Origin of the sequence: Mammaliicoccus sp. Dog046, assembly GCF_034039665.1 — a bacterium.
GTDB lineage: Bacteria > Bacillota > Bacilli > Staphylococcales > Staphylococcaceae > Mammaliicoccus.
In genome coordinates, this window is sequence record NZ_CP120131.1 from 1,897,964 (window position 1) to 1,912,064 (window position 14,101).

General features: G+C 33.3%; 11 protein-coding genes. 2 read left to right on the top strand and 9 right to left on the bottom strand.

Features of this window, described 5'->3' with window-relative positions; all coding sequences use genetic code 11:
* Nucleotides 1-126: 126 nt before the first annotated feature.
* From P3U32_RS09400 to opp3b, 6 genes are all read right to left on the bottom strand, one after another.
* Nucleotides 127-1,788 carry a peptide ABC transporter substrate-binding protein gene (locus P3U32_RS09400; protein ID WP_323702879.1) on the bottom strand — a complete coding sequence of 554 codons (1,662 nt, stop codon included), beginning with the start codon at nt 1,786-1,788 and terminating at the stop codon, nt 127-129.
* A 70-nt stretch (nt 1,789-1,858) separates the two neighbouring features.
* Entirely contained in the window at nt 1,859-3,538 is a 1,680-nt protein-coding gene (locus P3U32_RS09405) for a peptide ABC transporter substrate-binding protein (protein WP_323702880.1), read from the bottom strand.
* Between the two features lie 151 nt (nt 3,539-3,689).
* Nucleotides 3,690-4,655: an ABC transporter ATP-binding protein gene (locus tag P3U32_RS09410; protein WP_323702881.1), complete on the bottom strand. Its 966-nt coding sequence runs from the start codon at nt 4,653-4,655 to the stop codon at nt 3,690-3,692.
* The gene (locus tag P3U32_RS09415; RefSeq protein WP_323702882.1) at nt 4,655-5,728 is read right to left on the bottom strand and encodes an ABC transporter ATP-binding protein; all 1,074 of its coding nucleotides are present in this window, start codon (nt 5,726-5,728) and stop codon (nt 4,655-4,657) included. The genes P3U32_RS09410 and P3U32_RS09415 overlap by 1 nt, the downstream gene beginning before the upstream one ends.
* Before the next feature lie 17 nt (nt 5,729-5,745).
* Entirely contained in the window at nt 5,746-6,804 is a 1,059-nt protein-coding gene (gene opp3C, locus P3U32_RS09420; RefSeq protein ID WP_323702883.1) for an oligopeptide ABC transporter permease, read from the bottom strand.
* Nucleotides 6,804-7,730: an oligopeptide ABC transporter permease gene (gene opp3b, locus P3U32_RS09425; protein WP_323702884.1), complete on the bottom strand. Its 927-nt coding sequence runs from the start codon at nt 7,728-7,730 to the stop codon at nt 6,804-6,806. Before opp3b ends, opp3C begins: the two co-directional genes overlap by 1 nt.
* A gap of 377 nt (nt 7,731-8,107) precedes the next feature.
* On the opposite strand from opp3b, the gene P3U32_RS09430 reads away from it, so the two are divergent.
* A complete protein-coding gene (locus P3U32_RS09430; protein ID WP_323702885.1) occupies nt 8,108-8,479 on the top strand; it encodes a DUF3899 domain-containing protein in 372 nt (123 codons plus the stop codon).
* A 234-nt stretch (nt 8,480-8,713) separates the two neighbouring features.
* On the opposite strand, the gene fabF is transcribed toward P3U32_RS09430, so the two are convergent.
* The gene (fabF, locus tag P3U32_RS09435; protein ID WP_323702886.1) at nt 8,714-9,958 is read right to left on the bottom strand and encodes a beta-ketoacyl-ACP synthase II; all 1,245 of its coding nucleotides are present in this window, start codon (nt 9,956-9,958) and stop codon (nt 8,714-8,716) included.
* Between the two features lie 14 nt (nt 9,959-9,972).
* Nucleotides 9,973-10,914: a beta-ketoacyl-ACP synthase III gene (locus tag P3U32_RS09440; protein WP_323702887.1), complete on the bottom strand. Its 942-nt coding sequence runs from the start codon at nt 10,912-10,914 to the stop codon at nt 9,973-9,975.
* Nucleotides 10,915-11,100: 186 nt separating this feature from the next.
* On the opposite strand from P3U32_RS09440, the gene P3U32_RS09445 reads away from it, so the two are divergent.
* Nucleotides 11,101-11,304: a DUF2929 family protein gene (locus P3U32_RS09445; protein WP_323702888.1), complete on the top strand. Its 204-nt coding sequence runs from the start codon at nt 11,101-11,103 to the stop codon at nt 11,302-11,304.
* A gap of 38 nt (nt 11,305-11,342) precedes the next feature.
* On the opposite strand, the gene clpB is transcribed toward P3U32_RS09445, so the two are convergent.
* On the bottom strand, nt 11,343-13,940 hold the full coding sequence (gene clpB, locus P3U32_RS09450; protein ID WP_323702889.1) for an ATP-dependent chaperone ClpB: 2,598 nt from the start codon (nt 13,938-13,940) through the stop codon (nt 11,343-11,345).
* Nucleotides 13,941-14,101: the final 161 nt, after the last annotated feature.

The following is a 14,101-nucleotide window of genomic DNA, read 5'->3' on the forward strand; positions in this document are numbered from 1 at the left end:
ATGCCCGCGGAAAGCATGCGCATAAAAAATGCCGACAAAGTGATAACTTTGTCGACACTCTGGGAGGATGGGATTACGAAATCTTTTTTATAAATTAGATTTCTGTCCCACTCCCTTTAACTTAAATTATTTAGCTCCAGCGATTTCTACTTCTTTAAGTGAATAATCGCCACCATATTTATGATTTTGCCAATTTTTAATATAAGGCTGTCTCAAACGAGCTGCACCAGTTTGGTATAACGGTGTAATAGACGCAGATTCTAAGAATTGAGATTCTGCATTTTGTAGCTCCTTAATTCTTTCATCACTTTTATCAGATTTTAGCATTTCATCTGAATTAGCTTTTTCAAGTGCTTTATCATATTCTTTATTAGCATAACCTGTTTGGTTATGTGGTGAATCTGATGTAAATAAATCTAAAAATGTTGTTGGATCTGGATAGTCAGGGAACCAACCTGCAAATGAAATATCGAAATCTTTTTTAGCTTCTAAAGATAATTTTTGTTTAAATGGTTGTTGTTTAATTTTTAATGTGACACCTGGTAAATTCTTCTCAATTTGCTCCTTAACGAACTCACCTGCTTTTTTAGATTCGTCTTCATCATAAGTGAGTAATTCAATCGTAATTTTATCTTTACCTAACGCCTTTTTAGCTTTTTCTAAATGTTTTTTAGCTTCTTTCTTATCATAACTTAATGGAGATTTAACGCCTTTTGTATAATCATTTCCTTTACTATCTTTAACAAAATCTTTAATCATAAGTGTGTCTAATGGTTTAGAACCATTATTAAGTAATGAATTGACATACGATTTCTTATCTATTGATTTTGAAATTGCTAATCTAAGGTCTTTATTTTTCAGGTTTTTATTTTTTTCTTTGTTAATTCTAAAGAAATAACTACCTGACGTAGCTTCTGTTGAGAAATCTTCTCTACCTTTGTATTTCTTAATATTTTGAGCATCTAATCCAACAGTATCAAGTTTACCTGTTTGATACATATTAATTGCCGTTTGTGTGTCTTTAATAATTTTCACATTAACTGCATCTAATTTCACTTTCTTTTTATCCCAATAATTTTCATTCCGTTCAAGTTTCCACTTATCTTCTGTTTTCCATTCAGTTAATTTGAAAGGACCATTTGATAACGTTGACTTAGCAGTAGTACCATATTTTTCACCTTGTGATTTCACAAATTTTTCATTTTGAGGCATATATGATGCAAATGCCAATAAACTTTCCATCCATGGAACGTCTTTAACTAATTTAATTTCTAGCGTATGATCATCAACTGCTTTAACACCAAGGTCTTCTACTTTTTTCTTACCTGCTGTAATATCTTTGGCATTCTGAATATTTTCAAACATATACGAGAATTCAGCAGCAGTATCTGGATCTACAGAACGTCTCCATGCAAACACAAAATCATTTGCAGTAACAGGATCTCCGTTTGACCACTTTGCGTTATCTCTTAATTTTATCGTCCAAGTTTTACCGTCACTTGATTTTTCAGGTTTTCCTTTAGCCACACCAGGAACTGGTTTATCATCCTTATCAAGCACATATAAGCCTTCTAATGTTTGTGTGAACGTCGTAAATGAAACTTGATCAGACGCTAATGATGAATCCATTGTAGGGATATCATCACCTGAAGATAAATTTAATTCATTCTTTTCTTTTGTTTTTTTAATATTATCTTCATTAGATTTCTTATTACCTCCACTACATGCCGATAATATTAATACCATTGATGCGATAACTGCTATGAATACAAAAAAATTTTTATTCATTTTTAGCCTCCTTTTAGTATGTATATAAAGAAAAGCAATCAATGTTTACATTGATTGCTTTCATTTAATTTTATTTAGATTTTGCTCCAGCGATTTCTACTTCTTTAAGTGAGTAGTCTCCACCGAATTTATGTTGTTGCCAATTTTTAACATAAGGTTGACGTAAACGTGCTACACCATCTTGATACACAGGTGCAATTGCTGCATCATCTAATAACATACCTTCTGCTTTTTGTAATAATTTCAAACGTTTTTCAGCATTTTCATCTTTAAGCATTTCATCTGAATTTGCTTCATCTAAAGCTTTGTCATATTCAGGATTACTATATCCACTTTGGTTATGTGGACTATCTTTCTTGAATAAATCTAGGTAAGTTGTTGGATCTGGATAGTCAGGACCCCAACCACCGTATGCTACATCATAATCTTTGTTACTTTCTAATTTAAGTTTTTGCTTAAATGGTTGTTGTTTAATTTTAATCGTAACACCTGGAAGATTAGATTCAATTTGTTCTTTCATAAATTGACCTGCTTTTTTACTTTCTTCCGCATCATAAGTTAAATATTCAATAGTAAACTTATCTTTACCTAATTCTTTTTTAGCTTTGTCATAAAGTTTTTTAGCTTCTTTTTTATCATAATTTAATGGTGATTTAACGCCATCTTTGTAGTCTTTACCATCTGGCATTTTAACGAAATCTTTAATCATTAAAGTATCACTTGGTAATGAACCATTTTTCAATAATGAATCAGTATACGCATTTTTATCATATGATTTTGCTAATGCTTTACGAAGATTTTCATTTGCTAAATCTTTATTTTTCGTTTGATTCAATCTGATAAATCTACTTGTTGCAACTAGTTCAGTTGTGAAGTCTTTTCTTTTTTTGTACTTCGCAACGTTTTGAGATTCAATAACTACTGAATCTGCTTTACCTGTTTCATATAAGTTCAATGCAGTTTGTAAATCTTTAATAACTTTATAATTTACTTCACCTAATTTAACTTTATCTTTATCCCAATATTCTTTATTAGGTTTTAAAGTCCACTTATCTTCAGTTTTCCATTGTGATAATACGAATGGTCCATTTGAAAGTGTTGTTTCAACAGTTGTACCGTATTTGTCCCCTTGTTTCTTAACAAATTTCTCATTTTGTGGATTGAATGAACCAAATGCTAATAATGCTTGCATCCAAGGTACATCTTTCACTAATTTAATTTGTAATGTATGATCGTCTACTGCTTTTACACCTAATTCTTCAGGTTTTTTCTTACCAGCAGTGATTTCTTTTGCGTTTTCGATATTTTCAAACATATATGCATACTCAGCTGCTGTTTTTGGATCAACTGTTCTTTGCCAAGCGAATACAAAGTCCTTAGCCGTTACAGGGTCACCATTTTGCCATTTAGCGTTATCTTTTAATTTGATCGTCCAAGTTTTCCCGTCAGCTGATTTTTCTGGTTCTCCTTTTGCTACACCTGGAATTGGTTTATCATTTTTATCTAAAACATATAAACCTTCCATTGTTTGTGCAAATGTAAAGAATGCTACTTGGTCAGTTGCTAAAGATGGATCTAAAGTTGGAATATCAGATGTTGAAACTAAGTTTAAAACATTTTCTTTTTTCTCAGTTTTAACGCCACCTTTACTGCCACCCTCTTCATTTTTCGATCCTCCACCACTACATGCCGCTAACGTTAAAACAGCTGCAACTAATAAAGATACTAATACCGAAAGTCTTTTCCTCATATAGTATTTCCCCCTTGTTCTCCTTCTTCTGAATTTTCAGAAGATTTATAATTTTATTATATTTTAAAATTGTACGAAATACAATAGGCTTTCATACAATATTTAAACCTTTGTTATATTGCTAAAATTTAATTGATTATTCCCTTGTCAATTAAGCCTCTGTTAAATCAAATGTTTTATTATAGTTTTCTTTTTTCTCAGCAAATTCTTTCTCTGAACAATATACAAAGTGGTCTGGACCAACTTCTCTCAGTTCCAGCTGATCATCATCTGTATACTTATGAATTTCTGGGTTGTAGGATGATCTCGTTCTTGTACGTTCAGAATCTGGGTCAGGTAAAGGAATCGCTGATAACAATGATTTCGTATATTCATGTTGAGGGTGTTTATAGATTTGATCAGATGGTCCAAGTTCAACCAATTTACCAAAGTACATAACACCAATTCTATCTGAGATATATTTAACCATTGATAAATCATGAGCAATGAATAAGAATGTAATTCCTTTTTCATCTTGTAATTTCTGCATTAAGTTCACAACTTGCGCTTGAATAGAAACATCTAATGCTGAAATAGGTTCATCGGCAATAATAAATTCTGGTTCTACTGCCAATGCCCTAGCAATCCCTAGCCTTTGACGTTGCCCTCCAGAGAATTCATGAGGATATCTATTCGCATGCTCTTTAGATAAACCTACTGTTTCTAACAATTCATAAACACGTTTTTTTCTTTCTTCTTTGCTTGAAACTAATTTATGAACATCTAATCCTTCAGCTACAATATCCATTACTTTTAATCTAGGATTTAAAGAAGCATAAGGATCTTGGAATATCATTTGCATACGTCTATTAAATCTAAGTAAATCTTTTCTCTTTTTAATATTTTGAATATCAACTTGATCAAAGATTACCTTTCCATCCGTAGCATCATATAATTTAATAAGTGTGCGGCCAGTTGTGGATTTCCCACAACCAGATTCACCTACTAGCCCCAATGTTTCGCCTCTATAAATTTTAAATGAAATATCATCAACTGCACGTACTTCATTTTTCTTACCAACGTTAAAATATTGTTTTAAATTTTGAACATCAATTAGCACGTCTTTTTTTTCAGCCATTAGAACGTCACCCTCTCTACACGTTTTGGCTTATCAAATTGTTCTGGAGTTTCTCTTTGCTTTAATTTAACTGCTTCTGGTAATTCAACCTTTGGCGCTCTCTCGTCTAATAACCAAGATTTCACGAAATGCGTTGGTGAAACTTGGAACCAAGGTGGCTCTTCCTGATAGTCAATATCTAAAGCATATTCACTACGTCTAGCAAAAGCATCGCCAATTGGTGGCTTAATTAAGTCTGGTGGTGTTCCCGGTATTGCGAGTAACTCTGTATCATGTGCTGTTTCTAAACTAGGCATTGATGATAACAGTCCCCAAGTATAAGGATGTTTAGGGTTATAGAATATTTCATCTACTGAACCTGTCTCAACAATTTGCCCACCATACATTACTGCTACTCTATCTGCTACGTTTGCTACAACTCCTAAATCATGTGTAATAAATATAATAGATGTATCTATTTTATGTTGTAGTTCTTTCATTAATTCCAAGATTTGCGCTTGAATCGTAACATCTAGCGCTGTAGTTGGTTCGTCAGCGATTAATACTTTAGGATCACATGCCAAAGCTGTAGCTATGACAATACGTTGTCTTTGCCCACCAGAGAATTGGTGAGGATAGTTATTAAATCTTTCTTTCGCTTTCGGTAAACCAACTAAATTCAAAATATCTAAAGCTCTACTTTTAGCATCATGTTTTGATAATTTCTGATGCTTAATAAGTGGTTCCATAACTTGTTTACCAATTTTCATCGTTGGATTTAATGATGTCATTGGATCTTGGAATATCATCCCAATTTCTTTCCCGCGTATCTTTTGCATTTCTTTTTCACTTAACTTGGCTAGGTCTTTACCATCGAATAAGATAGAACCTTCTTTGATTCTTCCTACTTTTCTAGGTAACAATTGCATGAGCGCTTTCGTTGTAACTGATTTCCCTGAACCTGATTCACCAACGATTGCTAATGTTTCCCCTTTATCTAAGTAAAAATCTACACCTCTTACAGCTTGTACTTCCCCCGCGTCAATATCGAAGGAAACTTTTAAATTATTAACTTCAAGTATTCTTTTGGCCATTATTCATTTCCTCCTTATTATTTACGCATTTTAGGGTCAAAAGCATCTCTTAATCCATCACTAAACAAGTAGAAGAATAAGATTAATAAACTTAATATCACAGCTGGTACGAATAATTCATGTGGATATTGTAATAACATTTTTCTACCGCTATCTACTAATGAACCTAATGAAGCTTGTGGTGCTGGAATTCCTAATCCAATAAAGCTTAAGAATGCTTCAAAGAAGATTGCACTTGGTACTGTAAACATTGAAGTTACAATAATTGGTCCAAGCGTATTCGGTAAAATATGTTTAAAAATTAATTTAGAATTTGAAACACCTAAAGTTCTTGAAGCCATTACAAATTCTTGTTCTTTAAGTTTTAAGAATTGTCCACGTACGATACGACTCATACCTAACCAACCTGTTACAGTCATTGCTAGAATAATTGTCCACATCGATGGATCAAATAGTAATACGAATAAAATAACTACAATTAAGTTTGGAATTGAAGATAATATCTCTACAATACGTTGCATAATATCATCAAGTCTTCCGCCATAATATCCAGATATAGCACCGTAGATGACACCAATTAAAATATCAAGTGCTGCTGCAACTACACCTATAAATAATGATACTTGTGCACCTTTCCAAGTTCGCGTCCATTGGTCACGACCAAGTTCGTCTGTACCAAACCAATAATATTCTTTTACTCCTGCACCTTCATATGCATCGTAACCGTCTTTATCTAAACCGTTAAATGGTAAAAATGGCACTTTATCAAGTACAGGTACTTTTGGCGGTAAATGTTGTTGTGCTACATTTTGATCACTAAATTTATGATCGTTCATATGTGGTCCAACTAATGCCATTATTGTAAGTAAAATTAAACCAATTAATCCGATAACAGCTGGTCTATTTCTTTTTAATTGAACCCAAGCATCTTGCCAAAAAGTACGACTCTTTCTTTCGAATTTCTCTTCAACAACACTTTCTCTACCTTGTAAAACAAAATTTTCTGAAGGTATTCCTTCCGATGTATGCGTAACTGCCGCATTATCATTTATATTATTTGTATCATTCTTAGTCATTATTTTTTACCTCCTTGCACACGTATTCTTGGATCAATCAATCCATAAAGAACGTCTACGATAAAGATTGAAATAATAAACAAGAAACTAAATAGTAAAGTTAAAGCCATAATAACTGGATAGTCATTTGTTTGAATTGAACGAACGAATTGGTCACCTAATCCTGGTACACCAAATATATTCTCGATTGTAAGTGTACCTGTTAAAATCCCCGCTAACATAGGTACAATAACAGTTACAATTGGAATTAATCCATTTCTTACTGCATGTATGAAAATTACTCGTCCACTCGACATCCCTTTGGCTCTCGCAAGTTCTATGTAATCAGAACCTAAGACCTCTATCATCTCTGAACGAATGTAACGTGCAATTGTTGCTGTTACACTAGCCGCTAGAGCAATCGATGGTAATACAGCTGTCATAAATCCATCCCAACCTGCTACAGGGAAGATTTGCCATTCTACTGCAAATACATATTGTAGCAATACTGCCAGAACAAATGATGGTACGGATATAAATATTACCGATAAGAAGGTGGCCCCGTAATCTATAAATGTGTTTTGCCTGATTGCAGCAACGATACCGAGTAATAGCCCCGTTATTGTTCCTAAAATCATTGCATATGTTCCCATCTCAACTGATGGTCCTAATCTTGGTTTAATAAGTCCCCATACTTCTCTGTTATCGTATTGGAATGAAATCCCAAAATCACCTTGTGCAACGCTCTTCAAATAATTTGCGTACTGTACTGGTACAGGATCATTCAAACCATACTTTTCATTGATGATCACCTTTTGTTCCTCTGATAATTTTTCATCATTGTAAGGTGAACCTGGTAACAATTTCATTAAGAAAAATGTTATCGTCATAATTAAAAACAATGATATGAACATATAAATAATACGTTTCAAAGTATACCTAACCATTGTTTTGCCTCCTATCCCCTCTTCGAAATGATATTTCTTTTAATATTCAGAAATATTTAAATACATTATACATAATTTATACAATATAAATCAATATGAATTTTCTGAATTTTAGAATATGAAAACCTTTAATACCCTAATTTGTTTACTGCAATAAAGCGACAACGCGACGATGTTATACATATTAATAGCATAAATATACATTATCAATATAGTAATTACTTATTTTTTCTAATTTTCAGTTAGTTTTCATGTACTTGCATACAAAAAATATACATGAGTAAATTTACAAGAATAATTTTATTAAGTTCCGCAAAACATAATATTTTTTTATCTGTTATAATACAAATACAAGAAAAAATAAGAGGTTGATCATTATGAAATATTGGTATATTATATCTTTGGTGTATATTGTTATCTTTTTACTACTAAGCGTTGTCTTCATGAATCATTTAGATCAAGCGAGTAATATTTACTTCTATATTATGACGGTATTGTTTGCGGTAAGTTGGTTTATGGCAATGAGGCAAGATGGCGTTGGAGATGTTTCTAAACAAGCGATTAGAAAATTTAATTTCCACATGAAATCCAAAGCATCACAAGAGTATTTAAAAAATGATGACATGTTGAATCCAAATATGAAAGACATACATATTAAAGAGAGAAAGAGAATCAATTGGTTACTACCGTTTGTAGTACTTAGCACTATTTTCTTTATCATTTCTATTTTATTAGGATTTGTTGTTTAATATTTTTTAGCGGTGAGTTCTAATCGCACGATGCCTCCAAGGTTTTCCCGAGATATCGTGCGTTTCAGTACCAATCGCACGAAGTCTTCAGGATTTTGCCGAGATATCGTGCGTTTCAGTACCAATCGCACGAAGTCTTCAGGTTTTTGCCGAGACATCGTGCGATTTTTCATTTCAACATACAAAAAAGAACCCGGGATATAAAATCCTGGGTTCTTTTTTTATTATGTTGTATTATTTTTGATATTTTTTAAATACTAATACTGCGTTATGTCCACCGAATCCTAAGCTGTTACTCATTGCATACTCAATATCTAATTGAGCTGATTTGTTAGGCGTATAATCTAAATCGATTTCTGGATCTGGTGTATTAGCATTGATTGTTGGTGCTACAACGCTATTTTGTATTGATAATGCTGTTAAAATAGACTCTACAGCACCTGTTGCGCCAAGTAAATGTCCCATCATTGACTTAGTTGAACTTACTTTTAAGTTCTTCGCTGCTTCTCCAAAAGTAGATTTAATCGCTAATACTTCATATAAATCTCCAATTGGTGTACTTGTTCCATGTGCATTTAAATATTGAATGTCAGATGGTTGAATACCAGCATCTTTAATTGCTGCTTGCATTGCACGAGCGCCACCTTCACCATTTTCTGCTGGTGCAGTAATATGGTAAGCATCTCCTGTTGAACCATATCCTACTACTTCTGCGTAGATATGCGCGCCACGTGCTTCAGCTGATTCTAAAGATTCTAATATAACTACGCCTGCACCTTCACCCATGATGAAACCATCTCTACCTTCTTGGAAAGGACGGCATGCAGTATTTTTATCAGGATTCGTTGATAATGCTTTGTTAGCACTAAATCCAGCCATTGCCATTTCAGTAATTGGAGCTTCTGCGCCACCTGCGATCATTAAGTCAGCATCTCCACGTTGGATGACTTTAAATGCATCACCGATTGAGTTTGTACCTGTAGCACAAGCAGTTACTGAACAACCACTTGGACCTTTCGCACCTAAATCGATAGATACTTGACCAGTTGCCATATCAGGAATCATCATTGGTACGAAGAATGGACTTACTCTTTTAGGACCACGTTTTAATAACATGTTATGAGAAACTTCAAATGTTTCCATACCACCGATACCTGATCCAATCCAAACACCAATACGATGACTGTTCTCATCTGTTATTTCATATTTTGAATCTTTTAACGCTTCACGAGCAGCTACAATAGCGTATTGCGTGAATCTGTCCATTTTTCTAGCATCTTTTTTAGAAATATGATCTTCAACGTTAAAATCTTTTAATTCTCCCGCTAATTTTGCTGGGAATTCAGAAACATCTATTCTTGTTACTGCATCAATACCATTCACACCATTGATGGCATTTTCCCATGTAGTCGGTACATCATTTCCTATAGGGTTTAACGTCCCTAAACCCGTCATTACAACACGTTTTTTCTCTGTCATTTTCTAAGTTCCTCCTATTTACCCCAGCGTAATGTTATGGCACCCCAAGTCAAGCCGCCACCAAATCCAACTAGGACTAATGTATCGTTATCTTTTATTTTACCTTGTTCTAATTCATATGCAATACTTAAGGGTATTGATGCCGCAGATGTATTCCCAAATCTATCCACAGTCACACTCATTTTTTCTTTTTCAATCCCTAAACGTTCTCTTGCAGATTCCATAATTCTAATATTTGCTTGGTGAGGTACAAACATATCGATATCTTCAGATTGTAGACCTGCTTTTTCAACTACTTTAGTTGATGCTTCACCCATAATTCTTACAGCAAATTTAAATACTTCTCTACCGTTCATTTTAATTGTATGTTCATCCATGTCTTGATATAAGTATGGACCACCATTCCCGTCAGAGCCTAATTCAACACCTAAGATACCTTTACCTTCAGAAACTTCGCCAATAACTGCAGCGCCAGCACCGTCACCAAATAGTATCGCTGTACTTCTATCATGCATATCCGTTATTTTAGATAATTTATCTGCACCTACAACAAGTACATTTTTATAAAGACCAGAATTGACGAAAGCTTGAGCTGTAGCAATACCGTAAATAAATCCAGTACAAGCTGCAAGTTGGTCCATTGAAGGTACTTTATTTAAACCAAGACGCTTTTGAAGTGTTGTTGCAACTGTTGGAAATGGTTTATCCCCTGTAGATGTTGCTACAATGATCATTTCAATTTCATCATTATCTAATCCTGAATCTTCAATAGCACGTTTAGCCGCTTCGTAAGCTAAATCACTTGTATCTTGGTCTTCGTTTGCAAATCTTCTTTCTTTTATACCAGTCATTTTAGTAATCCATTCATCGGATGTTTCTAAATAACTTTCAAAATGTTCATTTTTTACCACTCGATCCGGTGCATATGCACCAAAACCTTTTATACCAATATCCATTATATTGACACCTTCTTATAATCTGTTGTTATTATCAGGTACTAATTTAACATATTTATACTACTCTACACAAGCTTCGCACATTGATTACAAAAATTTTAAATCGTTTTCATCTGAATAGGTATACTTTTAAAAGAAAGTTAATTATAATGAAATGTATGATATTAATGTTACGGAGGAATAGAAATGCATTATATTCTTACATTTATATGGGCATTCGCTTTATCACAAATGTTAAACTTTGTACTCCACAGTTTAGGTGGTAGCGAAGAGGCACTTAACTTTGTTAGTCCTACGATTTATGCAATTGTGTTTTTAGTTATAATTATTATTTTAGACTTATTAATTGGTAAATCTACTTCTAACGTACAAGATTCAAAACATTCATAAAAAATAAGGCTTTGGCATCTTTTGCCAAAGCCTTATTTTTATTTATTTACTTCAAATTTAACTTCATCGTTTTCAAGATACACATTTATTTCTGTACCTTCTTTTAATTCTTCACCTATCATTAATCTAGCTAATGGTGTTTCAATTTGTCTTTGTACAAATCGTTTCAATGGTCGTGCACCAAATTGAGGTTCATATGCTTCTTGTGCAATCCATTCTTTAACACTTTGATTTACATTAATTTTAATATGTTGATCAACTAATCTCATATTAAGGTGATTAATGATGTGGTCTACAATATAACTCATATCTTTAACAGATAATGGTTTAAATAATACAATATCATCCATTCTGTTTAGAATTTCTGGTTTGAAGTAAGCATGTAAGCTTTCATCAACTTTCTTTTTAGCTGATGCTTCAATCTCTCCATCTTCTGTCACACCATCTAACAGATATTGAGACCCTATATTACTTGTCATAATGATGATTGTATTTTTAAAGTCTACACTTCTACCTTTTGCGTCAGTTAATCTACCTTCATCTAATAACTGAAGTAATACATTAAATACATCATTATGCGCCTTCTCTATTTCATCAAGTAAGATTACTGAATATGGCTGTCTTCTAACAGCTTCAGTTAATTGTCCACCTTCTTCATATCCTACATATCCTGGAGGTGCACCAATTAGTCGTGCCACTGAATGTTTCTCCATGTATTCGCTCATATCAATGCGAATCATATGTTTCTCAGAATCAAACAATGTAGATGCTAATGTTTTAGCTAATTCTGTTTTACCTACACCTGTAGGACCTAAGAATAAGAAACTTCCGATTGGTCTGTTTGGATCTTTAATGCCTGCTCTTGCTCTTACAACTGCATCAGAAACAAGATCTACCGCTTCATTTTGACCAACAACTCTTTCATGTAGAATATCTGAAAGTTTAAGTAGTTTCTCTCTTTCTGTTTCTACTAATCTCGATACTGGTATTCCTGTCCACTGACTCACAATGTATCCAATTTCCTCATCCGTCACAATTTCTCGAATTAATCGATCATGATCGTGACCTGTTTCTTCTGCAAATGATTCTTCTAAGTCTTTTAATTCAGCTTCAAGTTGAGGAATTTTACCATGCTTTAATTCTGCTGCTTTTGCTAAGTCATATTGATTTTCAGCATTTTCTAAAGCTTGTTTACTCTCATCTAACTCTTCTCTTTTGTCTTGTAAGTGCTTAATTTGTTCTTTTTCTTGTTCAACTTTATTTTGAAGTTGTTGTTGCTTTTCTTTTTCGTCAGCAAGTTCTTTTTGTAATTCTACTAAACGATTTTGACTGCTTTGATCAGACTCTGTTTTCAATGCACTTTCTTCTATTTCAAGTTGCATCACACGTCTATTCACCGCATCTAACTCTGTAGGATTAGATCCCATTTCCGTACGGATCGTTGCACATGCTTGGTCTACGAGATCAATTGCTTTGTCTGGTAAAAAACGATCTGTAATATATCGATCTGATAATTCTGTAGCTGCAACTAACGCTCTATCTTGAATGCGCACACCGTGATGAACTTCATATCTTTCTTTCAATCCTCTTAAAATAGAAATCGTATCTTCTAAATCTGGTTCTTTAACATTTACTTTTTGGAAACGTCTTTCTAATGCAGAATCTTTTTCAATATATTGACGGTATTCATTTAATGTTGTTGCACCAATACAATGCAACTCACCACGTGCTAACATCGGTTTCAACATATTTCCTGCATCCATTGCTCCATCTGTTTTACCTGCACCTACGAGCATATGAATTTCATCTATAAACAGCAAAATTCTACCTTCTGATTCTTTTACTTCTTTTAAAACTGCTTTCAAACGTTCTTCAAACTCACCTCTAAATTTAGCACCAGCTACTAAAGCTGATAAATCTAATTCAAAAATGGTTTTATCCAATAATGATTCTGGTACATCTCTCTTAACAATACGTTGAGCCAATCCTTCAACGATTGCCGTTTTACCAACACCTGGTTCACCGATGAGTACTGGATTATTTTTTGTTTTTCTACTTAATATACGAATCGTATTTCTAATTTCTTCATCTCTACCGATTACTGGATCCATTTTCCCTTTTCTAACTTCTTCAACTAAATCTCTACCGTATTTCGATAATGCTTCATATTGTACTTCTGGATTTTGTGATGTCACACGATTACCCCCTCTAATCTTATTAATAATTTCATCGACAACTGCTTTTTTATTACCAACAGTTTCTTTAGTTGTTACATCGACTTCAATGGCCGCCTTTAAGATATGTTCCATAGACATATAATCATCGTTCATATCTTCTTTAATTTGATTGGCTTTATTAAATAATTCGTTCAGTTTCGGTGAAATATACTGTCCATATTGTACGTTCTCACCTTTTACAACTGAATATTGTTTTAATTTTTGTTCATAGTCTTGCTTTAATTTATCTGTATCTATTTGCGCTCTTTCGAGAGTTCTTTGAAAGATACTTTCATCTTGATTCAATGCTGATAATAATACAGCTTCTATTTCAATATTTTGTAGTTGATGTGATTGCGATAATTGTTGAGCTTGTTCTACAACACTTTGCACTGAATACGTCATTTGATTAATATCCAAATGTATCACCTCTTTTTATATTCTTTGATCAATAGTTTGACTATCTTTGACCTTAAATTAATTATACCTTGTTTGACCTACTTTGACAAATATAAACCATCCAAATTCCAAACCTTTTCTATTACATTTTATGGTAAAATAAAAGTGAATATAAACCAGGA

What these genes read in the sequence shown, in the direction of transcription:
- P3U32_RS09400 (WP_323702879.1), bottom strand. Translation starts at nt 1,788, where the DNA reads ATGAATAAAAATTTTTTTGTATTCATAGCAGTTATCGCATCAATGGTA.
- P3U32_RS09405 (WP_323702880.1), bottom strand. Translation starts at nt 3,538, where the DNA reads ATGAGGAAAAGACTTTCGGTATTAGTATCTTTATTAGTTGCAGCTGTT.
- P3U32_RS09410 (WP_323702881.1), bottom strand. Translation starts at nt 4,655, where the DNA reads ATGGCTGAAAAAAAAGACGTGCTAATTGATGTTCAAAATTTAAAACAA.
- P3U32_RS09415 (WP_323702882.1), bottom strand. Translation starts at nt 5,728, where the DNA reads ATGGCCAAAAGAATACTTGAAGTTAATAATTTAAAAGTTTCCTTCGAT.
- opp3C (WP_323702883.1), bottom strand. Translation starts at nt 6,804, where the DNA reads ATGACTAAGAATGATACAAATAATATAAATGATAATGCGGCAGTTACG.
- opp3b (WP_323702884.1), bottom strand. Translation starts at nt 7,730, where the DNA reads ATGGTTAGGTATACTTTGAAACGTATTATTTATATGTTCATATCATTG.
- P3U32_RS09430 (WP_323702885.1), top strand. Translation starts at nt 8,108, where the DNA reads ATGAAATATTGGTATATTATATCTTTGGTGTATATTGTTATCTTTTTA.
- fabF (WP_323702886.1), bottom strand. Translation starts at nt 9,958, where the DNA reads ATGACAGAGAAAAAACGTGTTGTAATGACGGGTTTAGGGACGTTAAAC.
- P3U32_RS09440 (WP_323702887.1), bottom strand. Translation starts at nt 10,914, where the DNA reads ATGGATATTGGTATAAAAGGTTTTGGTGCATATGCACCGGATCGAGTG.
- P3U32_RS09445 (WP_323702888.1), top strand. Translation starts at nt 11,101, where the DNA reads ATGCATTATATTCTTACATTTATATGGGCATTCGCTTTATCACAAATG.